Source organism: Sphingobium sp. Cam5-1, assembly GCF_015693305.1.
In the GTDB taxonomy this organism is placed as follows: domain Bacteria; phylum Pseudomonadota; class Alphaproteobacteria; order Sphingomonadales; family Sphingomonadaceae; genus Sphingobium.
The window spans coordinates 915,331-942,313 of record NZ_CP065139.1 but is presented as its reverse complement, the minus strand read 5'-3'; the positions used below and the strand labels follow the sequence as shown (position 1 = coordinate 942,313).

Sequence of the window (26,983 nt, the reverse complement as noted above, 5' to 3'; positions counted from 1 at the left end):
TGCGCCACATTCAAATCTTTCAGATAAAGCGCGCGGTGCAGCTGCCAACCCCGTGGAGCTGCATCTTAAACACGTCGCCTGCCTGTGCCGGTTCGAGCGGCACCAGGCTGCCTGACAATATCACATCCCCAGCATCAAGCGTTACCCCATAGGCGCCGAGCGTATTGGCGAGCCAGGCGACCGCCTGCGCGGGCGATCCCTGCACCGCATGGCCATAGCCTTCGCTGAGCGGCTGCCCGTTCTTGGTGACGGTGACATGGAGATTGGGAAGATCGTGCGCCCTGGGGTCGACACGCGCCTCGCCCAGCACATAGACGCCGCAGGACGCATTGTCGGCGACGGTATCGACGATGCCGATCTTCCAGTCCTGGATGCGGCTGTCGACGATCTCGAAACAGGGGACGATTCTGTCGGTGGCGGCGATCACGTCCTGCGCCGTCACCCCCGGCCCCTTGAGGCTGTCTTTGAGGATGAAGCCGATCTCGGCCTCGGCGCGCGGCGCGATGAGGCCGTTTGCCGCCACATCGATGTCGCCCTCGATAAACATGCGGTCGGTAAGGAACCCGAAGTCGGGCTGGTGGACGCCCAGCATGTCCTGCACGGCTTTTGAGGTGACGCCGATCTTCTTGCCGATGACGCGCTCGCCGTCCGCCTTGCGCCGTTCGAGCGCGCCCAGCGAGATCGCATAGGCATCATCGATGGTAAGCTCAGGGTGCCGCGCCATCAGCGGCGGCACGGTGCGCCCCTCGCGCAGCGCCTGGTAGAGCTCGTCTGCAAGCCGGTTGTTCAGATCGCTCACAGATAGGCTCCGTCCTGGAAGATGAGGGGATCGACCGCGTCGGACAGGCGCACCGCCTTGACCCGGGCGATGACGATGCTGTGGGTGCCAAAGGGGGTCATGCTCTCGACCGTGCAGCTAAGGTTGGCCTGCGCTTCATCGAGGATGGGGAGGCCATGGGCGTCAGCGGTCCAGCTACCAACGCCAAAGCGGGCCTCGCGGGCCACAGCGCCGCCGAACGCTGCCGACACTTCGCGCTGGTGGCGCGAGAGGAGGTTGATGCTGATCGGGCAGCCGGGCGAGAGATGGGCGTGGATGCCGGCCGTCTGGTTGACGCAGACGAGGACGGCGGGCGGGTCCATGGTAAGCGAGGTGATCGAGGTCGCCGCCATGCCGACGGGCGCCTTGCCTTCCCCAAGCGCGGTGACGATCGCCACGCCCGAGGGCAGGCGGCGCATCGCGCCCTTGAGGCCAGTGGTGACGTCGATAGGCTCTGGAACAGGCACGGATTGCGCAGGGAGGGCGTCAGCCATTCTTCAGGAAGTCCAGTGAGTAGCGGTTGAACTCCTGCGCCCGCTCGACCTGCACCCAATGGCCGGTCTGCGAGAAGGTAAGGCAGCGCACGTCAGGGCAGGCGTCGAGGAAGAGCCGCGCGTGGCTTTCGGGGCAGAATTCGTCATTGAGGCCCCAGAGCACGAAGATGGGTTGCTTCACCTCGCCAAGACGCGGCCCAAGGTCGGGGGTCTTGACGCGGGCGAGCACATCCTTGGGCTGGGTGCGCGCGACGGCAAAGCGTTCCTCGACCAGCGCGTCGGTCACATGATGCGCCGACGAGGGGTGCATGAGGTTGCCGATCAGACGGCGCTGTTCCTCAATGTTGAATTCCGGGCTGCCAAAGCCCGAGCGCATCTTGGCGATGCCGGGCATGGTGAAATAGCTCGCCTGTTCCGCGACGCAGCCGGGCGCCATCAGGACAAGCTTGCCGATGGTGAATTGCGGATGATCGAGCGCGATCTGGAGGGCGATGCCGCCGCCCAGCGAATTGCCGATGAGATGGCCGGAGGTGACGCCATGTTGCTTCAGCGCATCGAGCAAAGTCTCGGTAAACAGCTCGAGCGGATAGTCGGTCTCGGGCTTGGAGGAAGCGCCATAGCCGATAAGGTCAGGCAGGATGACGCGGTAGCCCGCGTCGGCAAAATCTTGCGCATTGTTGCGGAAGTTGGACGCGCCCGATGCGCCAGGACCACTGCCGTGGATGAAGATGACGGCGGGGGCGTTTGCCTGCGCCCCTGCGATTTCCGCGATCGAAATCTCATATCCACCCGCGACGCTGTAGCTCTTGCGGGTCACTTCACTGGCCATGGGGATCGTTCCTTTGGGGCATCGTGCGAAAAGCTTGGCCCTGGGTCTTGCCTGAGGGGGAGCTGGTTTTCCAGTCCCGCTGAACGTGACGGCAAGGCTGGAGCGCGCGGCGCGCGCTCCAGCGCAAGACGCTAGATAAAGGTGAAGGCGGGCGGTTCGCCGTTCATCGTGCCGATGACGTCGCTGGTGCGGTTGGCCGGATCGTTGGCGACATGGGCGCGCGCGGCGTGGAGGTCGAGCCAGGGCTGGAGGATCGGGCTTGTCATGTAGATCGCCCGGCCGCCCATGAGCTTGACCATGTCGTCGGCAAGGTCGGCCATGCGGCGCACGACATTGGCGGATTGATAGGCATAGAGCGCGCGCTTTTCCATCGGAATGGGCTCATTGCGTGTCGCATAGTCCATCAGTTCGTTGAACGTGGTCCTGTGCGTCAGTTCCATCTCGCCCGTTTCCGCGATCGCGCGGGCGATGGCGGCGTGGAGATGGGGGTCGGCCTTGGCGGCCTTGCCGGTGTTGGTCGAGACCCGGCTTGCCATGATCTCCATCGCGGCCGAGGTTGCGGCACGGATGCCGCCAAAGGCGGCGCTGGAGACCGAGCGGATGAAGAGCTGCGCCCAGGGGATGCGGTAGAGCGGCGCGGTATTGGTTTCCTGGCCCGGATTCGTCCCGGCAAAGCCGTCGCTCGCCTTGTGGGTGCGATGTTCGGGCACAAAGACGCGCTCGACCACGATGTCGAAGCTGCCGGTGCCCTGGAGGCCGAACGTATCCCAGGTGCCTTCGATCACCTGATAGTCCGAGCGCGGCAAGAGGAAGGTGCGCATGTCGGGCGGGCCGCCATCGGTGTCGAAATTGATCGCACCCAAGAGCACCCAACCGCAATGGGAGGAGCCCGACGAGAAGCCCCAGCGGCCCGAAAGGTAGAAGCCGCCTTCTGCCTTTTCCACCTTGCCGACCGGCTGATAGGTGGAGGAAACGAGCATGTCGGGATCATCGCCCCACACTTCCTTCTGCGCCTCGTCATGGAAGAGGGCGAGCTCATAAGGGTGGCAACCAAGCACGCCGTAGATCCAGCCTGTCGACATGCAGCCTTCGGCGAGCGCCTTCTGGATTTCGAAGAAGACATTGGGGTGCATCTCATAGCCGCCATAGCGCTTGGGCTGGAGCACGCGGAAGAAGCCGGCCGCCTTCATCTCGGCGACGGTTTCTTTCGGCACGTCATGGGCGATGGTGCAGGCGCGCGCGCGTTCCCGCAGCGTCGGGATCATGGCCCGGGCGCAGGCGATCAGACTTTCGGGTGAAGGTATCCCGGCATTCGCCTCGTCAATGGGTCGGCTTGCTACTGCCCCGGTCATGATCTTCTCCATTGTAGGCGACTCTTCTTCAAATTTGCTATATGCGTAGTTTATGTAAACTGCTATTACGCAAACTGTCAAGGCAAACAGGGCTTGCGCATTTGGGCCGTTGCTTATAGGCGGATCGGGAACGAATTGCCATAAGCTCGTTGAGCGTGCTTGATGGCCCCTCGCCAAGCGCGGATGCCAAGGCTTGAGCGCTTGCCATTTGCGTATGGGGAAGGCCATTTTGAAACGCTCCGCAAAGGCTATGGCGGCAGGCAGGCACAGATAAGGGCGAGGCGGCGGAAATGGCAGTGACAGCGCTGGGCTATGTGGTGATCGAAGCACGGGACCTTGGGGCCTGGCGGGACTTCGCCTGCAACATCGCGGGGCTGATGGAAGCCTCCTCGCCGGACGAGGACGCGGCGCTCTTTCGCATGGACGACCGGCCCTGGCGCCTGCGGGTGCAAAAAGGCGAACAGGACCGGTTCGTCGCGCCAGGCTGGGAATGCGCGAATCGCGAAGCCTTCGAATCGGTGCTGGCTGGCCTTGAGGCAGCGGGCCGTCCTGTGGAACGGGCCGGCGTCATGGAGGCGCGTGGCCGTCAGGTCTATGAACTCGCCCGTTCATCGGACCCTGCGGGCAATCCCATGGAAATCTTCTACGGCCGCTTCGTCGACTATGTCCCCTTCGTCTCGCCTGTGGGCGTCAGCCGCTTCGTGACCGGCAGCCCCAAGGGCGCGGACGGCGACATGGGGATGGGCCATGTCGTGCTGACCGCCCCCAATTTCGACGAGACCCACGCCTTCTACAGGCAAGTCATGGGCTTTGGCGACACCGACCTTGGCCGCTTCTACATGATGGGCGGGGGCGAGGATGATCCGGGCGTGGGCTTTGCCTTCCTCCACTGCAACCCGCGCCACCACAGCCTGGCGCTTGGCCAGCTGCCTGAAAGCCCCAATGGCGCTGTCCACATGATGCTGGAGGTCGGCTCTTTAGAGGATGTCGGCCGCGCCTATGACCGGGTCTTGAAGAGCAAGGGCAAGGTGCCGCTCTCGGCAACGCTTGGCCGTCATGTCAATGACAAGATGACCAGCTTTTACATGCAGACACCGGGCGGCTTCGACATTGAATATGGCTGGAACGGCCTCATCATAGACCCGGACACATGGGTTCCCACCACCAGCCTTTCGGTCAGCGACTGGGGCCATAAATGGGCCCACGAGCAGGACTAATCGCAGGGCTTGCCTTGCCAAGAGTGACGCAAAAGGATGACTGACATAATGCTCGACAAGCGCATGAGCGTCGACGACATCGTCGACCAGATTTCCGACGGGATGACCATCGGCATCGGCGGATGGGCAACGCGCCGCAAGCCCATGGCGCTCATTCGCGCCATCGCCCGGTCAAGCCTCAAGGACCTGACCGTCATGGCGGGCTATGGCGGCATGGACATCGGCCTGCTCGCCGCCACCGGCAAGATCAAAAAGCTGGTCTTCGCCTTTGCCAGCCTTGACCATTATCCGCTCGAACCGCATTTTCGCAACGCCCGCCAGGCAGGCAGCTTCGAGGTGCTGGAGCTTGACGAGGGCATGTATCATTGGGGCCTGCGCGCCGGCGCGATGAAGCTGCCCTTCCTCCCCACCCGCGTCGGCATCGGCACCGACATCATCACGCAATCGGGCTTCGACTTCAAATTTGTCAAAAGCCCCTATGAAGATGGCGAGGAATTCGTCGCCATGCCCGCGCTGGTGCCCGACATCGCGCTCATCCACGCCCACCGTTCCGACGAGCGCGGCAACCTGCTGACGCTGAGCAAGGACGCGCTGTTCGACGAACTGCTCGTGCGCGCGGCGAAGAAAAGCTATGTGACGGTCGAGAAGATCGTGCCGACGGCACAGCTCGATATGAAGGCCAACAGCCGCTACAACCTCGTCGAGCGCGCGATGATCACCGGCGTTGCAGAAGCGCCCTTGGGCGCGCACCCCTCAAGCGCTGACCCGGACTATCAGCTCGATCTCAAGCACATCAAGACCTATGTCGAAAGCGCCGCCTCACCCGAAGCCTGGGCCGAGTATAAGGCGAAATATATCGACGTGTCCGAAGCCGACTATCAGGCAGCGATCGGCGGCGCGGACGCCGTCAAGCAGCTCCCCGTCCCCATTTACTGAGCGAGACCGACATGACCCAGAACAGCTATTCGCTCGCCGAACTCGTCATCGCCGCCTGCGCCGAAGTCTGGCGCGACAATGGCGAGGTGATGGCGACCGGCATCGGCCCCCTCCCCCGCATCGGCGCAGGCCTTGCCAAGCTTTCCTTCGCGCCCGCGATCCAGACCACCGATGGCGAATGCTGGTACACCAGCGAGCCCGTCGGCCCTGGCAAGCGCACCGCCGAGCCTGAGTTTGAAGGCATCGCCAATTATGACCGCGTCTTCTCCGCCCTGTGGAGCGGCCGCCGCCATGCGCTGGTCGGCCCGGTGCAGATCGACCGCTTCGGCCAGGCGAACATCTCGGTGATCGGCGACCACAAGAAGCCCAAGGCGGCGATGCTCGGCGCGCGCGGTTTTCCGGGCAACTCGATCAGCCATCCAAACAGCTTCTTCTTTGCAAGCCACAACAAGCGCGCGTTCGTGGAAGGCGAAGTCGATTTCGTCTGCATGGCAGGCTACAACCCGGCGCGTTACCGCAATGGGCAGCCGCCTAAGGGCCTGGACCTGCGCCGCATCATCACCAATCTTTGCGTGATGGACTTTGGCGGCCCCGATCACCAGATCCGCGTGATCTCGCTGCATCCGGGCGTCACCTTCGAGGAAGTGCAGGACAATACCGGCTTCCCGCTGGCAAAGGTCGATGGCGAAATTCCGGTGACGCCTGCGCCGACGGCAGAGCAGCTGGAGCTGATCGCCAGGATCGATCCCAACAATGTCCGGGCGACCGTGTTCAAGGACAACCCGGCCGGAGACAGAAGGGCAGCCTGAGATGAACGAGACCGACCGCCTGGTCGAACCGCAGCAGGTCGACATTGTTTACGAAACGGATGAGCCGGTCACCTATGAGGTGATCGATCATGTCGCGTGGATCATGATGAACCGTCCGGGCTTCAACAATGCCCAGAACGGCCAGATGACCTATGCGCTTGATGACGCGTTCGTGCGCGCGGTGAACGATGACGATGTGCGCGCGATCGTGCTGGGCGGCAACGGCAAGCATTTCTCGGCGGGCCATGACATCGGTACGCCCGGCCGCGACGTGCACAAGCATTTCGAAAATCGCCTCATGGTGCCGGGCCATGTCAACAAGCCTGCCGCAGAATTGCTCTACACCCGCGAGAAGGAGCAATATGTCGGCATGTGCCGGCGCTGGCGCGATGCGCCAAAGCCCACCATCGCCATGGTGCAGGGGGCCTGTGTCGCGGGCGGGCTCATGCTCGCCTGGGTGTGCGATTTGATCGTCGCGACCGACGACGCCTTCTTCCAGGACCCGGTCAACCGCATGGGCATCCCTGGCGTTGAATATTTCGCCCACGCCTATGAACTCCCTCCGCGCGTCGCCAAGGAATTCCTGCTCTTGGGCGAGCGGATGAGCGCGCAGCGGGCCGAAAGCTTCGGCATGGTCAACAAGATCGTGCCCCGCGAGGCGTTGCGCGAAACCGTCGCGACGATGGCGGCCAAGCTCGTGGCGCAACCGCGCCTTGGCAACTGGCTCACCAAGCAGGCGATCAACCATGTCGAGGAGCTGATGGGCAAGCGCAACGCGATGGAGGCGCAATATCATATGCACCATTTCGCCCACGCCCAGAATGATCTTGTGCAAGGCAGCTCGATCGCAGGGCTGGACGCCAAGAAGATGGCAGAGGCCAATAAGAAACAGGCGAGCGAATGATGGGCGATCCGTTGCACACCATCCTTGTCGAGCGGTTGGGGTGCCGCTGGCCGATCATCCAGACCGCGATGGGCTGGGTCGCGGAACCCAGCCTCGTCATCGGGTCGAGCAACGCAGGCGCCTTCGGTTTTCTGGGCGCAGCGGTCATGACGCCGGACGAAGCGCGCGAAAAGATCCTCGCCGTGCGCCAGGGCACCGACCGGCCCTTTGGCGTCAATTTCCACAGCTTCCAGCCCGGCGCTGACCAAATCGTCGAGCTGATCCTTGCCAACAAGGATCAGGTGCGCGCTGTCAGCTTCGGCCGTGGTCCCAATGCCAAGATGATCGGCCGCTTCAAGGATGCAGGGATCCTCTGCGTCCCCACCGTCGGCGCGGTCAAGCATGCGCAGAAGATGGTCGAATTGGGCGTCGACATGGTCAATGTCCAGGGCGGCGAAGGCGGCGGCCATACCGGCTCTGTCCCCACCACCGTGCTGCTTCCCCAGGTACTCGATGCCGTCAAGGTGCCGGTGATCGCGAGCGGCGGCTTTGCCGACGGGCGCGGCCTTGCAGCTGCCCTCGCTTATGGCGCGGTCGGCATCGCCATGGGCACCCGCTTCCTGCTGACGAAAGAAAGCCCGGTGCCCGACACGACCAAGGCGGCTTATCTGAAAGCCACGACCGACGGCATCGTCGTCACCACCAAGCTTGACGGCATCCCCCAGCGGATGGTCCGCACCCGCCTCATGGACCGGATCGAAAAGTCCGGCCCGCTCGCCATGTGGCTGCGCGCGATCGAAGCAGGCATGGCGATGAAGAAGCAGACCGGCGCCAGCTGGATGGACTTCATCAAGTCCGCCCGCGGCATGACCGCCCATGGCGCCATGCCCTTGAAACAGGCGATGATGGCCGCAACCATGCCGATGCTGATCCAGAAGGCAGTGGTCGAAGGCGACATCGAACAAGGCGTGATGGCGACCGGCGTGGTTGGCGGGCGGATCGGCGAAATCCCGACCTGCCAGGAGCTTGTCGATCGTATCGTCGCCGAAGCGCACGAGCGCCTGGCCGCGCTTGCCGCGATGGGCCAGCAAACCGCCAGCGCCGCCTGAGAAAGAAGGAAGACCCATGCCGATCACGCTCAGCATCAACGGCGCCATCGCCGAAATCCTGTTCGACCACCCGCCGGTCAACGCCTTTGACACCAAGGGCTGGGAATCGATCCCGGCCATGGTGTACGAAGCAGCGGCGAACGAGGATGTGAAGGTCATCCTGATCCGCGCCGAAGGCCGTGGTTTCTGCGGCGGCGTCGACATCAAGGAAATGGCCGCCCACCCTGAGCGCATCGCAAAGCTCAACAAGGATAATTACCTCACCTTCAAGGCGATCCGCGAATGCGCGATCCCCGTGGTCGGCGCGCTCCACGGCTTCGTCATCGGCGGCGGCGTCAATATCGCGGGCGCCTGCGACGCGCTGATTGCAGCGGAAGGCGCCTATTTCTCGCTGCCCGAGATCGATCGCGGCGCGATGGGCGGCGCTGCCTTCATGAGCCGCATGCTGCCCGTCCAGATGGTGCGCGCCAATTTCTTCACCGGCGGCCGCATCCCGGTCGAGGACGCGCATCGCCATGGCTCGATCCACAAGGTCGTGCCGCTCGAGAAGCTGAAAGAGGAGGCCTACGCCTTTTGCGAGGTGATCGCATCCAAGAGCCGCGCGGCGCTCGTCATCGCCAAGCAGGCCTTGAACCTCATCGAGCCCACCGACCCCTCGGCCCATTACCGGATCGAACAGGGCTTCACCCTCGAAATGTACATGCATGAAGACAGCCAGAAGGCGCGCGACGCCTTCGTGGAAAACAAGGGCGCGGCGAAATTCTGATGGACCTGAACTATACTCCAGAGCAGCAGGCCTTCCGCGCCGAAGTGCGCAGCTGGCTTGAAGCCCATGTGCCTGAGCATCCGCTCGAACATTTCGACGCGACGCGCGAAGGGTTCGAGGCGCACCGGGAATGGGAAAAGACGCTCAAATCCGGCGATTGGGGCATGGTCACCTGGCCCCGCGAATATGGCGGCCGCGGCCTCGACCTTATCCAGTGGCTGATCTTCGAGGAAGAATATTATCGCGCAGGCGCGCCGGGCCGCGTCAACCAGAACGGCATCTTTCTGCTTGGGCCGACGCTGATCGAATTCGGCACGCACGAGCAGAAGCAGCGCTTCCTGCCCAAAATGGCGTCGGGTGAGGAAATCTGGGCGCAGGCCTGGTCCGAGCCGATGGCAGGTTCCGACCTTGCCGGCGTGCGCGCCACCGCCGTCCGCGAGGGCGACGACTATATCCTCAACGGCCACAAGATCTGGTCGAGCCGCGCGGTGTTCGCCGACTGGGCGTTCGGCCTGTTCCGCGAGCCGGGCTCCGAGCGGCATAAGGGGCTTAGCCTCATCTTCTTCCCCTTGAATGCGCCCGGCGTCACGGTGAACGCGATCAAGAAGATCAACGGCCATGTCGGTTTTGCCGAAATCTTCCTCGAAAATGTCCGCGTCCCCGCCTTCAATCGCCTCGGCGACGAGGGCCAGGGCTGGCACATCTGCATGGCGACCGCAGGCTTTGAACGCGGCCTCATGCTACGCTCGCCCGCCCGCTATCAGGTAGCAGCGAAGAAACTGGCCGAGCTGTGGACCGCCAACAAGGAAAGCGCCGACCCGGCCCTCGAAGCCGATGTCGTGCGCGCGCACATGAATGCCGACGCCTATGCGCTCAACATCTACCAAACCGCCTCGCGGCTGATGGCAGGCGCCAAGATCGGGCCGGAGGCGTCCACCAACAAGATCTTCTGGTCGGAATTGGACATTCACCTGACGCAAACCGCGCTCGCCATATTGGGTCCGCAAGCCGAACTCACCCATGAGGCGTCGGACGCGAACCCCGTCGACTGGATCGAGGACTATATCTTCGCACTCGCCGGGCCGATCTATGCCGGGTCGAACGAGATTCAGCGCAACATCATTGCCGAGCGCATGCTCGGCCTGCCGCGCTAAGGGAGAAGACAGATGGATTTCACCCTCAGCGACGAACAGCTGATGTTCGCCGAAACGGCGCGGACGCTGTTTGCCGACAGCTGCACGCCCGATCATTGGCGCCGTATGATGGAAGCGGGCGTCGCACGCGACGATGCGCGCTGGGCCTCGATCGTCGAGACCGGCCTCACGCTCGTCCTGCTACCCGAAAGCGCGGGCGGCATCGGGCTTGCCGAAATCGACTTTGCCCTGATCGCGCAAGAGGCGGGCTATGTCGCGCTGCCCGAACCGCTGGTTGAAAGCGCAGGCGTTGCCGCGCCGATGCTCGCCGCGTTGGCACCCGAACATCCACTGCTCGCTGACCCCGGCGCCACCATCGCCATCCAGCATCCGTCCAACCTCTATGTCGCGAACGCCGACAGCGCAGGCGGCATCCTCCTGCATGCCGATGGCGAGGCGTATCTCGCCACGCCCGACCAGGTGACGCTGACCGCGCAGCCGAGCATCGATCCCTTCCGCCGTCTCTTCTCGGTCGCGTGGAACAAGGACAAGGCGACGGCTCTCGGCAAGGCCGACTGGAATCTCGTCTTCGACCGCGCGGCCCTCTTCAACGCCGCCTTTGGCCTGGGCCTCGCCCAGCGCTCGGTCGACTTGGCCGTCGACTATGCCAAGGAACGCCAGCAGTTCGGCAAGCCCATCGGCAGCTATCAGGCGGTCAAGCATCACCTGGCCTCCGCCCAGGTCGCCATCGAATTTGCCAAGCCCGTGGTCGCTGCGGCGGCCGCCGAGATCGGCGCGCGTGACGTACAAGCCCGCGCCCGCGTCAGCCATGCCAAGCTCGTGGCCCTGGAAGCGGCCGACAAGGCCGCCCGCGCCTCGATCCAGGTGCATGGCGCGATGGGCTATAGCTGGGAGGTGGACGTCCACCTGTTCTTGAAGCGCGCCCTTGCGCTGACGCAAACATGGGGCACGCCCGCCCAGCACCGCGCGCGCATCGCCACGCGCATCTTCACCCAGCCCATGGGGCCGGACCAGACCTTTGCCCGGGAACATGAAAATGCCTGAAGCCTATATCATCGACGCCGTCCGTACGCCCGTTGGCCGCAAGAAGGGCAGCCTTGCCGCCGTTCACCCGGCCGACCTTGGCGCGCACCCGATCAAGGAACTGGTCAAGCGCACCGGCATCGATCCGTCCTGTGTCGAGGACGTGGTCTGGGGCTGCACCGAGACGATCGGCGGCCAGGCGGGCGATATCGGCCGCACCGCATGGCTGGTCGCAGGCCTCCCTGAAGAAATCCCCGGCGTCACCGTCGACCGCCAGTGCGGTTCCTCGCAGCAGGCCGTCCATTTCGCAGCCCAAGGCGTGATGAGCGGCACCCAGGACCTGGTCGTCGCGGGCGGCAGCCAGGCAATGAACCAGATCCCGATCATGGCGGCGATGATTGCGGGCGCGCAATATGGTTTCGACAGCCCGTTCCACGGGTCGAAGGGCTGGGTTGAGCGCTATGGCATGGAAGAGGTCAACCAGATCAGGTCGGCCGAGATGATCGCCGACAAATGGGGCATCAGCCGTGAAGCGATGGAAGCCTTCGCCCTCGCCTCCCACCAGCGCGCGCAGGCCGCCTGGGACAATGGCTGGTTCGATCATGAAGTAGCCCCCCTCGAAGGCCTCACCCGCGACGAAACCATCCGTCCGACTACATCGCTGGAGGGCCTGGCGTCCTTGAAGCCCGTCAATGAAGGCGGCATCATCACCGCAGGGGTCGCCAGCCAGAATTGCGACGCCGCCGCTGCCCTCCTCATCGCCAGTGAGCGGGCGGTGAAGGACCATGGCCTCACGCCCCGCGCGCGCATCCATCACCTCTCGGTCCGCGCCGCCAATCCGGTATGGATGCTGACCGGCCCCATCCCCGCCACCCAATATGCGCTCAAGAAGGCGGGCATGAGCATTGCCGACATCGACCTTTTCGAATGCAATGAGGCGTTCGCCAGCGTCACCATGGCCTGGATGAAGGAACTCGCCATCCCGCACGAAAAGGTCAATGTGCAGGGCGGCGCGATCGCGCTCGGCCATCCGATCGGCGCCACCGGCGCGCGGCTGATGACCACGCTGCTGGGCGCGCTCGAACGCACCGGCGGCCGCTATGGCCTCCAGACCATGTGCGAAGGCGGCGGCCAGGCCAACGTCACCATCATCGAGCGGCTCTAACGGGAAAGCGCGCGGCCCCATGCCCTGCTACGCCTATCAGGGGATCACACCCGTCGTCGATCCATCGAGCTACGTCCATCCGCTGGCGTCGCTGATCGGCGACGTGATCGTGGGGCCAGGCTGCTTCATCGCGCCGGGCGCCTCCCTGCGCGGCGACTTCGGGCGGATCGTGGTGGAGGGCGACAGCTCGATCCAGGACAGCGTCACCGTCCATGCCAACCAGCTGCGCGACACGGTGATCAAGCGCGGCGCGACGATCGCCCATGGGTCGATCATCCATGGCTGCGAGATCGGCGAAAATGCCCTGATCGGCATGAACGCGGTGATCCTCGACAATGCCATCATTGGTGACGAAAATCTCGTCGCCGCCCTTGCCCTTGTCAAGTCCGACACGGTGACCCCGCCGCGCAGCCTGGTCGTCGGCAACCCGGCCAAGGTGGTCAAGACCTTCGAGCCGCACCAGGTCACCTGGCGCAACAATGGCGAGGGGGAATATCAAAAGCTCGCCCGCGCCGCGCGGACTGGGCTGGTCGAAGCGCAGCCGCTGCGCGAGGCGAACGCAGAGCGGCTTGGCCAGCGCAGCCAGTCAGAAGCGGTGGCCGTGCGCCTGACCGGCGAGACCGCGCAGCATCGCGAGAAACAGGCGGCGGAGCGGGAAGCCAAGCCATGAACAGCGCCACCGCCATCACCAACCTCCTCTACCGCTATGCCGAACTGATGGACGAATGCGATCTTGAAGGCGTCGCCGCCCTGTTCGAACGCGCCCGGATCAAGACTGGCGGGGACGAGACGATCGAAGGGTCAGCACCGATGCTCGCGCTCTGGCAGGCCCATGTGCGCCTCTACCCCTGCGGCACGCCGCGCACCAAGCATGTCATCACCAATCCCATCGTCGAGGTGGACGAGGATGCAGGCACGGCAAGCTGCCGCTCCTACTACACCGTGTTCCAGGCGACCCCGGACCTGCCGCTCCAGGCGATCTGCGCGGGCCGCTATCATGACGCCTTCGTCCGCACCGACGGCGCATGGCATTTTTCGCAGCGGGATTATTCGCTGCTCGATCTTATCGGCGACGTGAGCCAGCATCTGCTGATCCCGGTCGCACCATGACGCGCAAGGCATTTTGAGGAGTAAGGCAAGTGGGTATCTGCGAAGGACGTGTTGCGATCGTGACCGGGGCGGGCAATGGGCTGGGCAAAGCCTATGCGCTGGGCCTCGCCGCAGAAGGCTGCAAGGTCGTCGTCAATGACCTTGGCGTTGGCACCCATGGCGAAGAAGGCGCGACCAAGGGCGCAGCCGAACAGGTGGTGGACGAGATCAAGGCGATGGGCGGGGAAGCCGTCGCCAACACCGACGACGTCGCTGAATGGGAGTCGGGCAAGCGCATGGTCGAACAGGCCCTCGACAGCTTCGGCGCGCTGCACGCCGTGGTCAATAATGCAGGCTTCGTGCGCGACCGCATGTTCTTCACCTGTAGCCCGGAAGAATGGGATGCGGTCATCCGCGTCCATCTGCGCGGCCATTTCTGTACCTCGCGCCATGCCGCCGAATATTGGCGCGCGCAGTCCAAGGCGGGCAATCCGGTCGATGCGCGCATCATCAACACGACAAGCGGCGCGGGCCTCCAAGGCTCGGTCGGCCAGTCGGCTTATTCGACCGCCAAGGGCGGCATCGCGACGCTCACCCTCGTCCAGGCCGCAGAGCTTGGCCGCCTTGGCATCACCGCCAACGCGCTCGCCCCCAACGCCCGTACCCGCATGACCAATACCGGCGCGTTCGACATGGAGGCGAAAGAAGGCGAGTTCGACCTGTTCGCGCCGGAAAACATGGCGCCGCTGGTCGCCTATCTGGTCTCGGAACAGTCCAAGGGCGTCACCGGCCAGGTGTTTGAACTCAAGGGCGGGCAGGTCTTCCTCTCGCAAGGCTGGACCGACAGCCCGGCCTTCGACAAGGGCGCGCGCCTGGAGGCAAGCGAAATGGACGCGATCGTACGCAAGCTCATCGAGACCCGCGAGCCTGCAAAGCCCGTCTACGGAGCCGCCTGATGGATTTCGCGCTCAGCGACGACCAGCGCGCGATCCAGGAAGCGGCCCGCGACTTCCTGACCGACGCCGCCAACCCCGACGTCATCCGCGCCGCCGTCGAAGGCGCCACGGGCTTTGATGAAAGCCTGTGGTCAAGCCTTGGTGAAATGGGCTTTGCCGGGCTCATGATACCCGAAGCCCAAGGCGGGCTTGGCCTTGGCGCTGTGGAAATGGCGCTGGTGCTCGAAGAAACCGGCCGGGTCCTTGCGCCCGTCCCCTTCTTCGAAACCGCCGTGCTCGCCGTCCAGGCGGTGCTGAGCGCAGGCAGCGAGGAACAGAAGGCAGCATTGCTGCCCCGCTTGGCATCGGGCACGCGCGCCTGTTTTGCAGGGACCGCAAGCCGCCCGACCTTGTCGAACGGCAAGCTCACCGGCACCGCGCAGTTCGTGACCTTCGGCCATGTCGCAGAGCTCATCGTGGTGGCCACCGCTGACGAGAGCCTCGTCGTCCTCGAAGCCGACACCCCCGGCCTCGTCATCGAGGCGCTGCCCGCGCTCGACCGCACTCGCCGCTTTGCCACCCTCACCTTCGATTGCGACGTGGCGCCGGAGCTGATCCTGGGCGTCCCCGGCAGCGCCAAGGCCGCGATCGAACGCACGCTGACCATCGGCGCAGGGCTGCTCGCCGCTGAACAGACCGGCGGCATGCAATACAGCCTCGACGCCACCGTCGATTATGCCAAGCAGCGCGTCCAGTTCGGCCGCCTCATCGGCTCATTCCAGGCGTACAAGCATATGCTCGCCGACATGATGCTGCTGGTCGAAGCCTCGCGCTCGGCCGCCTATTATGCCGCCGCCGCGATCGATGAAAATGGCGAGGAACTGGCTGAAGCGGCCCATGCCGCGCGCGCTTATGTGTCGGACGCCTATTGCTCGGTCACGGGCGACGCCATCCAGCTCCATGGCGGCATCGGTTTCACCTGGGAACATCACGCCCACCTCTATTTCAAGCGCGCCAGAGCTTGCGCCAGCTGGCTCGGCACCCCAGACCAGCATCGCGAAGCGCTCGCAAAGATCATCATGAAGGACGCCGCATGACCCCGACCTCGCCTGTTCCCCCCTATCCGACCCCGCTGGGCATGCTCAAGGGCAAGACCGTGGTCGTCACCGCGGCGGCCGGCACCGGCATCGGCTTTTCCGCCGCCAAGCGCGCCGCCGAGGAAGGCGCCAAGCTCCTCATCAGCGACTTCCACGAACGCCGCCTCAATGAAGCGGCCGACCGCATCGCCGACGAAGCCAAGGTCGAGCGGCCCGCTGTATTTGTGTGCGACGTCACCAGCGAGGAAGCCGTGCAGGGCTTGCGCGACGCCGCTCTCGCCGCGCTGGGCCGGGTCGATGTGCTCATCAACAATGCAGGCCTCGGCGGTGAAGCCGATATCGTCGATATGACCGACGAGCAGTGGGCCCGCGTGTTCGACGTGACGCTGACCTCGCTGTTCCGCATGACCCGCGCCTTCCTGCCCGCCATGTACGCCGCCAAGTCGGGCGTCATGGTCAACAACGCTTCCGTGCTGGGCTGGCGCGCGCAAAAGGGCCAGGCCCATTATGCCGCCGCAAAGGCTGGCGTCATGGCCTTCACCCGCTGCGCCGCGATCGAGGCGGCCGAACATGGCGTGCGCATCAATGCGGTCTCGCCATCCCTTGCCATGCACCCCTTCCTCGCCAAGGTGACGACCCAGGAAGCCTTGGACAAGCTGGTTGAAAAGGAAGCGTTCAAGCGCCCCGCCGAGGTCTGGGAAATCGCCAACGTCATGATGTTCCTCGCCTCTGACCTCTCCTCCTACATGACCGGCGAAATCGTCGCGGTCTCCAGCCAGCGAGCGTAAACATGGCGACCATCTTCGAAAATCCCCACGATCTTCTGGGCAAGGAAGGCACCAAGCTCGACACCTCGGAGTGGCTCACCATCGAGCAATCGCGCATCGACGCCTTTGCCGACTGCACCGGCGACCATCAGTGGATCCATGTCGATCCGGTGCGCGCGAAAGACGGGCCCTTCGGCGCGACCATCGCCCATGGTTACTTGACCCTCTCCCTCGTCAACCTGTTCATGCCGCAGATCGTCGAGGTCCGGCGCTTTTCCGCAGGCGTGAACGTCGGCATGGACAAGACCCGCTTCCTCAATCCGGTGGTGGTCGGATCGCGCATTCGGGGCACCGGTGAAATCGTCTCGGCCGAGGAAGTAAAGGGCGGCGCCATCCAGGCGGTGATCCGCGTCACCGTCGAGATCGAAGGAAAAGACAAGCCCGCCTGCGTGGTCGAAACCATCAACCGCTATTTTCCCGAAAGCTGAAGGACTATGAGCCGGGGCACCGTCATCGCCTGCGTCCTGGCTCTCCTCGCCACCCCTGCTGGAGCAAGACCCATGCCCGATCCTGTAAAAATGGAAGCCGCCGTCAACGCCTATGTCGCAGCGTTCGAAGCAGGCAGCGCCGACCAGGTCGCCGCCCTCTATGCCGCTGATGCAACCGTCGAAGACCCGATCGGCTCCCCCATCCACAAGGGCCGCGAAGCAATCCGCGCCTTCTACGCACAGTCCATGAAGACCGGCGCGAAGCTCAAGCTCGAAGGCCCGGTCCGGGTCGCGGGCGACTATGCCGTCTTTCCCTTCTCGGTGAACCTGAACTTCGATGGCGGGGCCAAGCGCATCGACGTCATCGACACCTTCCGCTTCAACGAAGCCAATGAGGTCGTCGAAATGCGCGCCTATTGGGGCCCCACCAACATGCACGGCTTTTAATCCAAGGATATTGTTCAATGCGTGAAGCAGCCATCATCTCCACCGCCCGCACTGGCGTTGGCAAAGCCTATCGCGGCGCGTTCAACGACACCGAAGCGCCGTTCATGTCCTCCCATGTGGTCGATGCCGCCATCGCCCGCGCCGGGATCGATCCCGCCCGCGTCGACGACGTCTATCTGGGCGTTGCCAACCAGTGGAACACGCAAAGCTACAATGTCGGGCGCCTCACCGTCCACGGATCGGTCCTCCCCGACACCACCAGCGGCTTTTCGATGGACCGCAAATGCTCGTCGGGCTTGAACGCGCTGGCGTTCGCGGCGCGCGGCATCATCGCCAACGAGATCGACTGCGCCGTCTCGGGTGGCGTGGAGAATGTCTCGCTCACCATCGACAAACATTATCCCGCCTTCCGCAACCGCTCCGAGTTCATCAAGGCGCGCGATCCCAACGCGTACATGGTGATGATCGAGACCGCCGAGATCGTCGCTGAACGCTATGGCATCAGCCGCGAGGACCAGGACCGCTTTGCCGCCCAGTCGCAGCAGCGCGCCGCCGCCGCCCAGGCAGCGGGCAAGTTCGACGATGAAATCGTGCCGATCACGGTCACGAAAGCCCTGTTCGACAAGGAAGGCAATGAGACCGGCAAGGAAGAGCTGACCCTGACCAAGGACGAGGGCATCCGCGCGGGCACCACTTACGAGAAGCTTTCTGAATTGAAGCCCGTGTTCAAAAACGGCACCGTCATCAAGGAAGGCAAGCATGTGACGGCGGGTAACGCCAGCCAGCTCTCCGACGGCGCGTCTGCCCAGGTCGTCATGGACCTTGCCACCGCGCAAAAGGAAGGGCTCCCTATCCTGGGCATCTATCGGGGTTTTCAGGTTGCAGGCTGCGGCGCTGACGAAATGGGCATCGGCCCGGTGTTCGCCATCCCCAAGCTCTTGGAACGCACCGGGGTCAAGATGGACGACATCGGCCTGTGGGAAATCAACGAAGCCTTTGCCAACCAGGCGATCTATTGCCAGCGCACGCTCGGCATCGATCCTGAGAAATTGAACGTCAATGGCGGCGGCATCGCCATTGGCCATCCCTTCGCCATGACCGGATCGCGCCTGGTTGGCCATGCCCTCATCGAAGGCAAGCGCCGCGGCGTCAAATATGTGGTCGTCTCCATGTGCGTCGCGGGCGGCATGGGTGCTGCCGGTCTGTTCGAGGTCGCCTGATCCATGCAACTCGCCTTCGCCCCTGAATTGAAAGCCTTTCGGCAAGAGGCCGCGAGCTGGCTCAACGAACAGCTTAGCGGTCCGTTCAAGGCCATTCGCGGCCAGACCAACCAGGTCGACAATGTCGAGGAGCGCCGCGCCTGGGAAGCAGCCCTGGGTGAGGCGCGCTGGAGCGTCATTGGCTGGCCTGAGCAATGGGGCGGGCGCGGCGCCTCGATCGCGCAGCAGATCATCTTCGCCGAGGAATATGCCAGAGCCAAGGGTCCGCCGCGCGCGGGGCATCTGGGGGTCGAACTGCTCGGGCCGACGCTGATCGCCATGGGCACCGAGGAGCAAAAGGCCCGGTTCCTCCCCGACATCGCCACCGGCAAGGCGATCTGGTGCCAGGGCTATTCTGAACCCGGCGCAGGATCGGACCTGGCCAATGTGAAGACCAAGGCACGCCTGGAAGGCGATACGTACATCATCGACGGGCAGAAGATCTGGACCTCGATGGGCACGATCGCCGACTGGTGCTTCGTCGTTGCCCGCACAGAGCCCGGCAGCGTCGGCAACAAGGGCCTCTCCTTCCTCATGGTCCCCATGGACCAGCCCGGGGTCACCCCCCGCCCCATCCGCCAGATGACCGGCGAGGCCGAATTTGCCGAGGTGTTCTTCGATGGAGCGCAAGCCCTCGCCATGGACCGCATCGGCGAAGAAGGCGAAGGCTGGAAGGTTGCCATGGCCCTCCTTGGCTTTGAACGCGGCGTCTCCACCCTCGCCCAGCAGATGCAGTTCAGGAACGAACTGGACGACATCATCGCCATCGCCAAGGCCAACGGCAAGGCACAAGACCCGCTCACCCGCCAGAAGATCGCCACCGCCCATGCCGGGCTCAAGATCATGCGCTACAACGCCCTGCGCATGCTCTCAGGCGGCGAAGCCAACCCCGAACTCACCGGCGCCGCATACACCTACAAACTCTACTGGTCCCGCTGGCATGTCGCGCTTGGCGACCTCGCCATGGCGGTAATGGGACAAGAGGGCGAAATAGGCATCAACGACGAACGCATGGGCGCCCTCACAACCATGCACCTCATGTCTCGATCCGATACCATCTACGCCGGAACCGACCAGATCCAGCGCAACATCATCGCCGAACGCGGATTAGCTATGCCAAGAGAACCTAGAGGATGAGGAATATTCAGTGCGTCGCTCCGGTGGCGCTCGCGAATTAAAGAAGAAGATGCACAATTGAAACGAAACGAGGAGAATCGAGATGCCGCTAGACCCGCAGCTTGAGGCCATGTTCGCCAATCAACCGGAATGGCCGCCGATCCGGACTGCTCCGGTTCCTGCGTTGCGGGAGGCGGTGCGGTCGAGTTCGATCCAGCTTCCGCCCCCTGCTGTATCCCTTGCCTCGATCGTCGATCGGACCATTCCGGGACCGAACGGTGAGATACCGGTGCGCATCTATACGCCCGAGGGCGCGGGACCTTTCCCAGTCACTGCCTATTTCCATGGCGGCGGATTCGTTGTCGGCGATCTGGACACGCAGGATATGATCGCGCGCGGGCTGGCGGCGGGTGCGGAGACCATCGTGGTGTCCGTCGACTATCGCCTGGCGCCCGAGCATAAATTCCCGGCGGCCTTCGAGGATTGCTGGGCCGCGACGCAGTGGGCGGCGGCGCATGCGGCCGAACTGGGGGGCGATCCCGCCCTGATCGCGGTGGCGGGCGATAGCGCGGGCGGCGTGCTGGCGAGCGCCTGCGCCCTTCTCGCAAGAGACGCGGGCGCGCCCCGTATCGCGGCGCAGATCAACTGGTATGGCCCCGGCATCCATCCGATCCCCGAAGAAGGGTCCGCGATCGAGTTCGCCAACGGCCCTGTGCTGCGCCTGGAAGATGCGCATTATTTCTGGGAATTGCACATCAAGGACGAGAGCGATTACGACGATTTCCGCGCCAGTCCGATGAAGGCGACGAGCCATCAGGGCCTGGCGCCCGCCTTTATCGCCAGCGCCGAATGCGACCCCATCCGCGACGCAGTGGAAGCCTATGCCCCGGTGCTGGAAAAGGCCGGGGTGGAAGTGGAAGTGAAGCGCTATCCCGGCATGGTCCATGGGTTCGTGTCATGGATCGGTTTTCTGCCGGGCGCGCAGGAGGCGATGGCGGATGCCTGCGCCTTTGCGAAAAAGCAGTTTGCGGTCGCTCGTCAGACCGCCTGAACCGCATAAGCGGAAGGGCGGCCCTAGAAAAGCTGGAGCCGTCCCTCGCTGGAGCATGACCATGTTTGAGTGATGGTCACCCCGGACTTGATTGGGAGTGATATACATGACAAAGCAAGAGCCTGCGTGACAGGCCGGTGGGTAATGAGATTACAGTGGAAACGGCAGAGGCGGAGGATGGGCGTTCCTTCACTGGTGCGCCCACTCTGATGAATATGACAATGCGTTAATGGCGCGTAGCATCTATGGCATTATCGAGGCAGTCCGCATCAAACACCTGTCTGTCCCTCAAGTGACAGACGGATTAGTTCATGCCAAAGCAGAGCAATTTTTTCGCGATTTTGCTTAATGGCGGAAATCTTTACCGGCCCGAAATCATGTTTCGTGGGTGAGTTCCAACTTTTAAAATAAATATGAACAGCAGCAGCAGAGTCTCCGTCTTTAAGAGGGTTTATAACTCCATGCGCCAATAGGTCTCTCCACCGATTTAGAGACGATAGTGTATCAAGTGCCTTTATCCAAGGTAACTTTTCTTCGTCAGATAGCTTGGACGTTTTAAAGTGAAGCCTTAATCTTTTGCACCGCCTTTTTATGCCGTGGGCCATTTCTTTGAATTTTGGGTCATCCATTGTCATGGATTCCTTGCCTTCCATCACAACAATCCTCAGGAAAATTAGGTCGAACACACTTTCAACCTGGGACCAGTTGATGATTAGACGTCCTATCTCTTGGAGGGCTTCAGCCGGTATAAGGGCGGCAATGTCAGGAGAATTAGCCATGTCGAGCACCGAACAAAAACAAGAGGATGATGTGCTGCGCCGGATGCTCAACACGCCACCTAAGCCGCATAAACCGCTGAAAAAGTCGAGTCCGAAAGAGAAGCCAAAAGATTAGTCAGTGATATGTTCCTCGCTCGGATGAGTCGGGGGGACGGTCAAAGTGAGATTTGAAGACGAACTAGAGGAAGCCGGAGAAGATGCCGTTCGGCAAAATCTCGCGCTAGGCCGCTATGGGCGCGGCAGAGGTAGGGACATCGCCGCCACCGCTTGGTTGGCACGAAAAGATCAAGAACGTGAAGCAGCCTCTAAAGCCGAAAGTCTAGAAATCGCGAGGTCAACCAAAGACGCGGGATGGGCTGCCGCCGAGGCGGCGCGATACGCTGCTCGGGAGGCAAAGAACGCCAACACAATTGCAACGCTGGCGCTCGTTGCTGCGGTTATTGCGATTGCCGTTTCTATCATCTCTACCTTCTTAGGATGATATCACAGGTATCTGGATACTTCTTTTCCTTGCCGCCGATGAAGGTTTCGTCGGCCTAAACGGTCTTGCCTTCGCCACCAAGCGGAGGCACGCCATCAACAGGGCGCATGGACTCACGAATGCGGTGCGACATGAACCACGCCGTTTTTTGCGTCACGCCAAGCATACGGGCAAGTTGGTGGCCCGACATGCCGCGCTTGGATGAGCAAAGAAGGAAGGTTGCGAGCACCCACTTGTGAAGGCCGATCTTGCTGCTCTCAAACACAGTGCCGACCGTAACAGTGTATTGTTCACGGCAATCATTGCACTGGGTCACGCCATGACGAAGCACACCTTCGGGGTGAGCCTTCGTCTTACGGCCACGCTGCGCAGGAAGGCGCTTGGAGTTGAACGAACCACAGCGCGGGCAATACCGGCCATCCGGCCAACGCAAGCTCATGATGCTCGCGGGCGGCGTTTTCATCGGTGAAGCGGGGTGCGGTGATGTCCATGCACATGCCATGCAGAATGCGGCTTGCTTTGTCACATATATCATTCCCGACTTGATCCGGCGTCCCGTTTCTTCTCTGACGTTGCCAAGGCAGCGGGACTCTGGGTCAAGCCCGGGGTGATGGAAAAAGAGCTTTGGTGTGGATACTTCCGGGTAAGACGGTCGCACCCACGGCGCGCCTTTACCCGCCGCTATCGTCCACCAATCAGCGCGCGGGCATCGGGTGATCCGTCAAGCAAACGGTTGATGCGGCGGGCCACCTTCCATTCCGTGCCGACCCGCACGAGGTGCCAGCTATTGGCGGAGGCGCGGTGGGCTTCCCAACTATCGCCCGTCTTGCGGAAGACGACGGAATAGGTTCGGGCGGTTGCGCTGTCGCCGTCCAGATCGATGACCGGCGGGCTGAGGACATGGGCGGCGCCGCCATGGATCAAGCTCTGGTGGCTTTCCCCTTCCAACAAAGCCTGGATCGCGGCACGGCCCGTGTAGCTGCCGAACCCGCCGACTTCATAGACGCCATCCTCGGCCCACAGAGCGGCGGCCCCGGCGCAATTGCCCGCGTCCACCAAAGGGCCATAGCGCGCGATGAGGTCGCGTATCGCCTCCCGGTCTTCCAATATGGCGATACGCGCGGGGAAGTCAGCCGAGGCGGTCAGAGCTTTACGACCTTGCATTGCGGCACGGGATGCTCATCAGCCTCTATCCAGCGCCAGAGGCCCGTTCCCTGGCGATGGCCCGACAGGTCGATCCAATTGCCGTAGCCGGGGTCCTTGTCGGCGCAGACCAGGATGACGCTGCCGTCCTCCTCATATTTGGCCTGTGCGCCATTGACCCACACCTTGCGGTTCACATGGTCCATGGATTCCATCCACCAATTGTCGATCTGGAAGTTCCAGAAGCGACATTGCGGTGGTTTCGCAGTGATGACGAGCGCTTCGTCGGGAGCGAGGTCGTAATAGATGTGACCATACCAGATTTTCGGATCGCCCCCGGCGCGCTGGTAAACCGACTGTTCCTTGCCTTCATAGATGCGGTTGGGCTGTTCCATGAACCATTGCGACCAGTCCGCGAAAGTATTCGCGGTTCCGCGCACCCACGCAGCAGCGCCGTTCAACTGCGCCTCGATCGTTTCCGGCGCCAGTATGACTGGCACGGCCGGGCCGTCACTGATCCGTTCGATATGCACGTCCGCCGCGACTTCGGCGCGCTTGTCATTGAAGGTCTGACGGATGATCAGCAAGGTCGTGTCATCCGCCATCGGCAGCCAATTGCCGGGCTTTTGCGTCTTGCTGACGATGATCTCGAAGCTGCCATCCGGCCCGAACTGCATGTCGGCCAGTTCGATCTCGCCCGTGGAGGCCATGGTGCCGTCGATGGCATAACGGTTTGCCTTCGACCCGATGGAAAAATAGGGCACGCTGTTCCGCTTGCCGGTGATGCGATAGTCGCGATCCCCCCGGACGACGATTTGCTGATAGAGATTGTCGGGATTATCGGCCCCGATCTTGATCGCGTCATCGGTCAGCAGGAAAATGCGCGGAAAATCCGGATCGCTGGAATCGACCAGCATGTTGAGCGCCGTACGCGTCAGCCGGGAAAGATAACGCAATCCCTCTGCCTGATCGATCGCAGTGCCGGGCGCGCTGGGGCGGTCCAGAACGTCGCCCGCCTGCGCCAGCTGGTCGCAGAAATTCCGCCAGACGGCCGATAACCGCAATTCTCCACCTTGCTGTCCGGTCACCCTACTCTCCTATATGCGTATTAGATGGAATGGTTTACGCCATTTTCAGGCGCTGATATGGAGATTGTCTCACATAAATGCGTAACATGAAAGGGGTTGAGGAATGACCGCGTTAGCCTTCAGTTTCACCAAGATCATCGTCAAGGACCTTGCAGCGGCCGAACATTTCTACACCCAGCTGTTCGGGCTTGAGGTGGTGGGGTATATCAATCTTGGCGAAGGCGAGGCGTTGATGAACGAGGTGATCCTGAAGACTGCGGGCGCTCAGCCCCCCGCCCCCAACTTCATTCTGGTCAGCTATCCCAACCGGAATTGCCCCGCCACCGGAGAGGCGACAACGGGGTTCGTGGTGGATGATCTTGACGCGACCCTGGCGGTTGCGACCGCCGCCGGTGCGACGATCGAACTCGGTGCGACCGACGTACCCGAACATGGTTTGCGCGCTGCCTATATCCTCGACCCTCAATGCCACAGGGTCGAGTTGCTACAAATGCTGAACGCGTAGCGCCTTTAATCTGCATCACTCAACCCGTTCGGGCTGCCCTAACGAGTCACTTGCCTCGTTAGAATGTCGAAGGGCTCTACTTCTATTTAGAAAAGGGAAGGGCTTCGACAGGCTCAGCCCGAACGGGGTTATGAGGTGGTGCCGAAATAAAGCACGAAGCTTTAGGATGCGTGGGGTTTGAATGATCGTCACCCCGGACTTGATCCGGGGTCCGGCTACCTCGGCAGCGTCGGAAAAGAAGCGGGACCCCGGGTCGAGCCCGGGGTGACGAAGGGAGTAGATTGCCCCTCAATCACATTTCGTGGTCGATGACGGCGCGGGTTACTTCCCCTGCCTTCAGCGCGGCGATGGCATCGTTGATCTGATCGAGCGGCCAGATGCCGCTGATCTGGTCGGCGATGTTCAACCGGCCGTCGCGCGCCTGCGCGATGAGTTCGGGATAATCCCGATCAGGCAGCGCGCCGCCGTTCATCGTTGCGATCACCTCACCGCCCATGACGAAGCTGCCAAGCGGGAGCGCCGCTTCTGCGCCGGGGCGCGACATGCCGATCAGCACCACCCGGCCGCCGCGCTTCGTGCAGCGCAAGGCGGTGTTGATGGCGCCGACCGCGCCGCTGCATTCCACCACCACATCGATAGGGCCGTATTTGCCAGCCAAAGCGGCGGCGGCCGTTTCGCTGTCCTGTGTGGGGTCCACCAGTACAAAGTCGGTCGCGCCAAATTGCCGCGCCGTCGCTTCCTTGGCGGGATTGGCGTCGACAGCGATTACATGGGCGCCGTTCCGGGCGGCGCCCTGGATCGCGTTGACGCCGATGCCGCCGACACCAAAAACGGCCACGGTGTCCCCGGCGCGCACGCGGCCCAGAACGCGGGCGGCGCAGACACCCGTCGAGACCGCGCACCCGATCAGCGCGCCCTGGTCCAACGGAAGATCATCGATGGCGAAGAGCTGCGACGCCTTCACCACGATTTCGCTGGCGAAGGAGGAGACGTTGGCAAAGGACGCCACGGGCTTTCCATCCAGCGTGAAGGGGAAGCCCGGCGCAAAGCCCCAATTGATGTCGCAATTATGCGGTTCGCCACGCTGGCACTCACGGCACTTTCCGCAAGGCGTTTGCGTGCCCACGCAGACATGGTCGCCTATGGCCCAGCCTTCGACGCCCGGACCCAATTCCGCAATCTCGCCAGCCGCTTCATGACCCAGGACGACAGGTAGATTGGGCAAATGCGGCGTCAACATCGCGATGTCGCTATGACAGATGCCCGACCGCAGTACGCGGACGCGCACCTCGCCGGGGCCGACAGGGCGAAGCGTCAATCGGTCGCTAACGAAGAGCGACTGTCCATCCCAGATCGCGGCCCTCATGCGCTCAACCCCGCCAGCAGGGGATAACGGAAGGACGGATCATCCCGATCCGTGCGGCCATTGGGTGCGTCCTTGCTCATGCGTTCAAAAGCCTCTTCATCAACAGGCACGATCGATCCATGATCGAACACCAGGCTGCGATATGTGAATTTCCATTCGCCATCGCGCCGTTCATATCGATCGAGATAGCGGCCAAGGGCGATGAACAGCTTTGCGCCCGGCCCGTGGGTCCGGTGCCATGCCTCCACATAATGTTCACCCTCGGCATGGTCGCCATCGATCACGAACAGGCTGTTCGTAATATTGTGGCGCGTCAGGTCCCAATGCGCGGTGATTTCGGGCAGCCAGGCAACGAAGTCGTCGGGACCTCCCTGAAACATTGCCCCATGATCGTCGATCGCGTCATCATGATACAGCGTTCGCACCAAGGCGAAGTCGCGGCGATCACATCCACGGCAGTAGCGCATGACCAGATCATGTAGTGCGATCCGGTCAAGCAATGGCTGCGACATCTATCTCTCCATTAGCGGGCGGTTACGCGCATATTATCGCTATGCGGGATAGCCCCCATCCCGCCGGTAAGGAAGGCGCAAAAGAACCTGTCTGCCGTTTTCTCGACAGGGCGACTGCTGGCCGTCCAAATCATTTGGCGATGGGGCGTAAATCGCCTATTATCCATACAACCCCGCCAGAAAAATGGGGATGAGGATGGAACCTGACAGCTCGGTATTTCTGCTCTGTCCATTTCGATTGCTGTGCCTGGCCAGCGGCCTGTCCGCGCTAGTAGGATTCAGCGTCATCCTTCTGCTGACATAAGT

At 62.7% G+C, this 26,983-nt stretch carries 30 protein-coding genes and 1 pseudogene; 21 read left to right on the top strand and 10 right to left on the bottom strand.

All coding sequences use genetic code 11. From position 1 onward, the window contains the following. Positions 1-19: 19 nt before the first annotated feature. The 4 genes from IZV00_RS18250 to IZV00_RS18235 all read right to left on the bottom strand — a co-directional run bounded on the left by IZV00_RS18250 (position 20) and on the right by IZV00_RS18235 (position 3,492). Positions 20-724 carry a fumarylacetoacetate hydrolase family protein gene (locus IZV00_RS18250; RefSeq protein ID WP_230463483.1) on the bottom strand — a complete coding sequence of 235 codons (705 nt, stop codon included), beginning with the start codon at positions 722-724 and terminating at the stop codon, positions 20-22. A gap of 71 nt (positions 725-795) precedes the next feature. After that, positions 796-1,311 carry a flavin reductase family protein gene (locus IZV00_RS18245; protein WP_196227012.1) on the bottom strand — a complete coding sequence of 172 codons (516 nt, stop codon included), beginning with the start codon at positions 1,309-1,311 and terminating at the stop codon, positions 796-798. Next, positions 1,304-2,140 carry an alpha/beta fold hydrolase gene (locus tag IZV00_RS18240; RefSeq protein WP_196227011.1) on the bottom strand — a complete coding sequence of 279 codons (837 nt, stop codon included), beginning with the start codon at positions 2,138-2,140 and terminating at the stop codon, positions 1,304-1,306. The genes IZV00_RS18245 and IZV00_RS18240 overlap by 8 nt, the downstream gene beginning before the upstream one ends. 131 nt (positions 2,141-2,271) lie before the next feature. Next, the gene (locus tag IZV00_RS18235; protein ID WP_230463421.1) at positions 2,272-3,492 is read right to left on the bottom strand and encodes an acyl-CoA dehydrogenase family protein; all 1,221 of its coding nucleotides are present in this window, start codon (positions 3,490-3,492) and stop codon (positions 2,272-2,274) included. Between the two features lie 290 nt (positions 3,493-3,782). Between IZV00_RS18235 and IZV00_RS18230 the strand changes: the two genes are divergently transcribed. From IZV00_RS18230 to IZV00_RS18140, 19 genes are all read left to right on the top strand, one after another. Beyond that, positions 3,783-4,709 carry a VOC family protein gene (locus IZV00_RS18230; protein ID WP_196227010.1) on the top strand — a complete coding sequence of 309 codons (927 nt, stop codon included), beginning with the start codon at positions 3,783-3,785 and terminating at the stop codon, positions 4,707-4,709. A 36-nt stretch (positions 4,710-4,745) separates the two neighbouring features. Continuing rightward, entirely contained in the window at positions 4,746-5,645 is a 900-nt protein-coding gene (locus IZV00_RS18225; RefSeq protein ID WP_196227009.1) for a CoA transferase subunit A, read from the top strand. An 11-nt stretch (positions 5,646-5,656) separates the two neighbouring features. After that, positions 5,657-6,454: a CoA-transferase subunit beta gene (locus tag IZV00_RS18220; protein WP_196227008.1), complete on the top strand. Its 798-nt coding sequence runs from the start codon at positions 5,657-5,659 to the stop codon at positions 6,452-6,454. 1 nt (position 6,455) lies between these two features. Beyond that, positions 6,456-7,358 (top strand): enoyl-CoA hydratase, encoded by a 903-nt coding sequence (locus tag IZV00_RS18215; protein ID WP_196227007.1) that lies wholly within the window; start codon positions 6,456-6,458, stop codon positions 7,356-7,358. Then, the gene (locus IZV00_RS18210; RefSeq protein ID WP_230463420.1) at positions 7,355-8,446 is read left to right on the top strand and encodes an NAD(P)H-dependent flavin oxidoreductase; all 1,092 of its coding nucleotides are present in this window, start codon (positions 7,355-7,357) and stop codon (positions 8,444-8,446) included. Before IZV00_RS18215 ends, IZV00_RS18210 begins: the two co-directional genes overlap by 4 nt. A 16-nt stretch (positions 8,447-8,462) precedes the next feature. Then, the gene (locus IZV00_RS18205; protein ID WP_196227006.1) at positions 8,463-9,212 is read left to right on the top strand and encodes an enoyl-CoA hydratase family protein; all 750 of its coding nucleotides are present in this window, start codon (positions 8,463-8,465) and stop codon (positions 9,210-9,212) included. After that, positions 9,212-10,366 carry an acyl-CoA dehydrogenase gene (locus IZV00_RS18200; protein WP_196227005.1) on the top strand — a complete coding sequence of 385 codons (1,155 nt, stop codon included), beginning with the start codon at positions 9,212-9,214 and terminating at the stop codon, positions 10,364-10,366. The genes IZV00_RS18205 and IZV00_RS18200 overlap by 1 nt, the downstream gene beginning before the upstream one ends. A gap of 12 nt (positions 10,367-10,378) precedes the next feature. Then, the gene (locus IZV00_RS18195; protein ID WP_196227004.1) at positions 10,379-11,410 is read left to right on the top strand and encodes an acyl-CoA dehydrogenase family protein; all 1,032 of its coding nucleotides are present in this window, start codon (positions 10,379-10,381) and stop codon (positions 11,408-11,410) included. Continuing rightward, on the top strand, positions 11,403-12,554 hold the full coding sequence (locus IZV00_RS18190; protein ID WP_196227524.1) for an acetyl-CoA C-acetyltransferase: 1,152 nt from the start codon (positions 11,403-11,405) through the stop codon (positions 12,552-12,554). Before IZV00_RS18195 ends, IZV00_RS18190 begins: the two co-directional genes overlap by 8 nt. Positions 12,555-12,573: 19 nt before the next feature. Then, on the top strand, positions 12,574-13,224 hold the full coding sequence (locus IZV00_RS18185) for a gamma carbonic anhydrase family protein (RefSeq protein WP_196227003.1): 651 nt from the start codon (positions 12,574-12,576) through the stop codon (positions 13,222-13,224). Continuing rightward, positions 13,221-13,664: a nuclear transport factor 2 family protein gene (locus IZV00_RS18180; RefSeq protein WP_196227002.1), complete on the top strand. Its 444-nt coding sequence runs from the start codon at positions 13,221-13,223 to the stop codon at positions 13,662-13,664. The genes IZV00_RS18185 and IZV00_RS18180 overlap by 4 nt, the downstream gene beginning before the upstream one ends. 29 nt (positions 13,665-13,693) lie before the next feature. Further along, complete coding sequence (locus IZV00_RS18175; protein WP_196227001.1) at positions 13,694-14,599, top strand: SDR family oxidoreductase; 906 nt, start codon at positions 13,694-13,696, stop codon at positions 14,597-14,599. Then, entirely contained in the window at positions 14,599-15,675 is a 1,077-nt protein-coding gene (locus IZV00_RS18170; RefSeq protein ID WP_196227000.1) for an acyl-CoA dehydrogenase family protein, read from the top strand. The genes IZV00_RS18175 and IZV00_RS18170 overlap by 1 nt, the downstream gene beginning before the upstream one ends. Further along, complete coding sequence (locus IZV00_RS18165; RefSeq protein WP_196226999.1) at positions 15,672-16,463, top strand: SDR family oxidoreductase; 792 nt, start codon at positions 15,672-15,674, stop codon at positions 16,461-16,463. Before IZV00_RS18170 ends, IZV00_RS18165 begins: the two co-directional genes overlap by 4 nt. A 2-nt stretch (positions 16,464-16,465) precedes the next feature. Further along, positions 16,466-16,930 (top strand): MaoC family dehydratase, encoded by a 465-nt coding sequence (locus IZV00_RS18160; RefSeq protein ID WP_196226998.1) that lies wholly within the window; start codon positions 16,466-16,468, stop codon positions 16,928-16,930. Between the two features lie 6 nt (positions 16,931-16,936). Next, positions 16,937-17,377, top strand: a complete 441-nt coding sequence (locus IZV00_RS18155) for a nuclear transport factor 2 family protein (protein WP_230463419.1) — start codon at positions 16,937-16,939, stop codon at positions 17,375-17,377. Positions 17,378-17,394: 17 nt separating this feature from the next. After that, the gene (locus IZV00_RS18150; RefSeq protein ID WP_196226997.1) at positions 17,395-18,597 is read left to right on the top strand and encodes an acetyl-CoA C-acyltransferase; all 1,203 of its coding nucleotides are present in this window, start codon (positions 17,395-17,397) and stop codon (positions 18,595-18,597) included. Between the two features lie 3 nt (positions 18,598-18,600). Next, complete coding sequence (locus IZV00_RS18145) at positions 18,601-19,773, top strand: acyl-CoA dehydrogenase family protein (RefSeq protein ID WP_196226996.1); 1,173 nt, start codon at positions 18,601-18,603, stop codon at positions 19,771-19,773. A gap of 82 nt (positions 19,774-19,855) precedes the next feature. Further along, positions 19,856-20,803, top strand: a complete 948-nt coding sequence (locus tag IZV00_RS18140) for an alpha/beta hydrolase (protein WP_196226995.1) — start codon at positions 19,856-19,858, stop codon at positions 20,801-20,803. A 269-nt stretch (positions 20,804-21,072) separates the two neighbouring features. Here IZV00_RS18140 and IZV00_RS18135 read toward each other — a convergent pair whose 3' ends face one another. Continuing rightward, positions 21,073-21,582: a hypothetical protein gene (locus IZV00_RS18135; RefSeq protein ID WP_196226994.1), complete on the bottom strand. Its 510-nt coding sequence runs from the start codon at positions 21,580-21,582 to the stop codon at positions 21,073-21,075. A gap of 160 nt (positions 21,583-21,742) precedes the next feature. Here IZV00_RS18135 and IZV00_RS18130 point away from each other — a divergent pair, with 160 nt between their 5' ends. Next, the gene (locus tag IZV00_RS18130; protein WP_196226993.1) at positions 21,743-22,063 is read left to right on the top strand and encodes a hypothetical protein; all 321 of its coding nucleotides are present in this window, start codon (positions 21,743-21,745) and stop codon (positions 22,061-22,063) included. 58 nt (positions 22,064-22,121) lie between these two features. Here the strand turns inward: IZV00_RS18130 and IZV00_RS18125 are convergent. The 3 genes and pseudogenes from IZV00_RS18125 to IZV00_RS18115 all read right to left on the bottom strand — a co-directional run. Then, a pseudogene (locus IZV00_RS18125) lies at positions 22,122-22,554 on the bottom strand (transposase); the annotation flags it as partial. 190 nt (positions 22,555-22,744) lie between these two features. Continuing rightward, on the bottom strand, positions 22,745-23,227 hold the full coding sequence (locus IZV00_RS18120; RefSeq protein WP_196226992.1) for a nuclear transport factor 2 family protein: 483 nt from the start codon (positions 23,225-23,227) through the stop codon (positions 22,745-22,747). After that, on the bottom strand, positions 23,206-24,294 hold the full coding sequence (locus IZV00_RS18115) for a DUF1214 domain-containing protein (protein ID WP_230463418.1): 1,089 nt from the start codon (positions 24,292-24,294) through the stop codon (positions 23,206-23,208). The genes IZV00_RS18120 and IZV00_RS18115 overlap by 22 nt, the downstream gene beginning before the upstream one ends. A gap of 103 nt (positions 24,295-24,397) precedes the next feature. Here IZV00_RS18115 and IZV00_RS18110 point away from each other — a divergent pair, with 103 nt between their 5' ends. Beyond that, positions 24,398-24,799: a VOC family protein gene (locus IZV00_RS18110; protein WP_196226991.1), complete on the top strand. Its 402-nt coding sequence runs from the start codon at positions 24,398-24,400 to the stop codon at positions 24,797-24,799. 292 nt (positions 24,800-25,091) lie between these two features. Here the strand turns inward: IZV00_RS18110 and IZV00_RS18105 are convergent, their stop codons facing one another. Together IZV00_RS18105 and IZV00_RS18100 are read right to left on the bottom strand one after the other, a co-directional pair. Continuing rightward, complete coding sequence (locus IZV00_RS18105) at positions 25,092-26,165, bottom strand: alcohol dehydrogenase catalytic domain-containing protein (RefSeq protein WP_196226990.1); 1,074 nt, start codon at positions 26,163-26,165, stop codon at positions 25,092-25,094. Beyond that, a complete protein-coding gene (locus tag IZV00_RS18100; protein WP_196226989.1) occupies positions 26,162-26,677 on the bottom strand; it encodes a nuclear transport factor 2 family protein in 516 nt (171 codons plus the stop codon). Before IZV00_RS18100 ends, IZV00_RS18105 begins: the two co-directional genes overlap by 4 nt. Between the last annotated feature and the right edge of the window lie 306 nt (positions 26,678-26,983).

Bases quoted from the DNA above. Each gene is read 5' to 3' on its own strand.
- IZV00_RS18135 (WP_196226994.1), bottom strand. From the start codon at position 21,582: ATGGCTAATTCTCCTGACATTGCCGCCCTTATACCGGCTGAAGCCCTC.
- IZV00_RS18250 (WP_230463483.1), bottom strand. From the start codon at position 724: ATGGCGCGGCACCCTGAGCTTACCATCGATGATGCCTATGCGATCTCG.
- IZV00_RS18195 (WP_196227004.1), top strand. From the start codon at position 10,379: ATGGATTTCACCCTCAGCGACGAACAGCTGATGTTCGCCGAAACGGCG.
- IZV00_RS18220 (WP_196227008.1), top strand. From the start codon at position 5,657: ATGACCCAGAACAGCTATTCGCTCGCCGAACTCGTCATCGCCGCCTGC.
- IZV00_RS18140 (WP_196226995.1), top strand. From the start codon at position 19,856: ATGCCGCTAGACCCGCAGCTTGAGGCCATGTTCGCCAATCAACCGGAA.
- IZV00_RS18180 (WP_196227002.1), top strand. From the start codon at position 13,221: ATGAACAGCGCCACCGCCATCACCAACCTCCTCTACCGCTATGCCGAA.
- IZV00_RS18160 (WP_196226998.1), top strand. From the start codon at position 16,466: ATGGCGACCATCTTCGAAAATCCCCACGATCTTCTGGGCAAGGAAGGC.
- IZV00_RS18100 (WP_196226989.1), bottom strand. From the start codon at position 26,677: ATGTCGCAGCCATTGCTTGACCGGATCGCACTACATGATCTGGTCATG.
- IZV00_RS18245 (WP_196227012.1), bottom strand. From the start codon at position 1,311: ATGGCTGACGCCCTCCCTGCGCAATCCGTGCCTGTTCCAGAGCCTATC.
- IZV00_RS18185 (WP_196227003.1), top strand. From the start codon at position 12,574: ATGCCCTGCTACGCCTATCAGGGGATCACACCCGTCGTCGATCCATCG.
- IZV00_RS18200 (WP_196227005.1), top strand. From the start codon at position 9,212: ATGGACCTGAACTATACTCCAGAGCAGCAGGCCTTCCGCGCCGAAGTG.
- IZV00_RS18150 (WP_196226997.1), top strand. From the start codon at position 17,395: ATGCGTGAAGCAGCCATCATCTCCACCGCCCGCACTGGCGTTGGCAAA.
- IZV00_RS18170 (WP_196227000.1), top strand. From the start codon at position 14,599: ATGGATTTCGCGCTCAGCGACGACCAGCGCGCGATCCAGGAAGCGGCC.
- IZV00_RS18145 (WP_196226996.1), top strand. From the start codon at position 18,601: ATGCAACTCGCCTTCGCCCCTGAATTGAAAGCCTTTCGGCAAGAGGCC.
- IZV00_RS18230 (WP_196227010.1), top strand. From the start codon at position 3,783: ATGGCAGTGACAGCGCTGGGCTATGTGGTGATCGAAGCACGGGACCTT.
- IZV00_RS18165 (WP_196226999.1), top strand. From the start codon at position 15,672: ATGACCCCGACCTCGCCTGTTCCCCCCTATCCGACCCCGCTGGGCATG.
- IZV00_RS18240 (WP_196227011.1), bottom strand. From the start codon at position 2,140: ATGGCCAGTGAAGTGACCCGCAAGAGCTACAGCGTCGCGGGTGGATAT.
- IZV00_RS18205 (WP_196227006.1), top strand. From the start codon at position 8,463: ATGCCGATCACGCTCAGCATCAACGGCGCCATCGCCGAAATCCTGTTC.
- IZV00_RS18155 (WP_230463419.1), top strand. From the start codon at position 16,937: ATGAGCCGGGGCACCGTCATCGCCTGCGTCCTGGCTCTCCTCGCCACC.
- IZV00_RS18225 (WP_196227009.1), top strand. From the start codon at position 4,746: ATGACTGACATAATGCTCGACAAGCGCATGAGCGTCGACGACATCGTC.
- IZV00_RS18215 (WP_196227007.1), top strand. From the start codon at position 6,456: ATGAACGAGACCGACCGCCTGGTCGAACCGCAGCAGGTCGACATTGTT.
- IZV00_RS18210 (WP_230463420.1), top strand. From the start codon at position 7,355: ATGATGGGCGATCCGTTGCACACCATCCTTGTCGAGCGGTTGGGGTGC.
- IZV00_RS18235 (WP_230463421.1), bottom strand. From the start codon at position 3,492: ATGACCGGGGCAGTAGCAAGCCGACCCATTGACGAGGCGAATGCCGGG.
- IZV00_RS18110 (WP_196226991.1), top strand. From the start codon at position 24,398: ATGACCGCGTTAGCCTTCAGTTTCACCAAGATCATCGTCAAGGACCTT.
- IZV00_RS18105 (WP_196226990.1), bottom strand. From the start codon at position 26,165: ATGAGGGCCGCGATCTGGGATGGACAGTCGCTCTTCGTTAGCGACCGA.
- IZV00_RS18120 (WP_196226992.1), bottom strand. From the start codon at position 23,227: ATGCAAGGTCGTAAAGCTCTGACCGCCTCGGCTGACTTCCCCGCGCGT.
- IZV00_RS18190 (WP_196227524.1), top strand. From the start codon at position 11,403: ATGCCTGAAGCCTATATCATCGACGCCGTCCGTACGCCCGTTGGCCGC.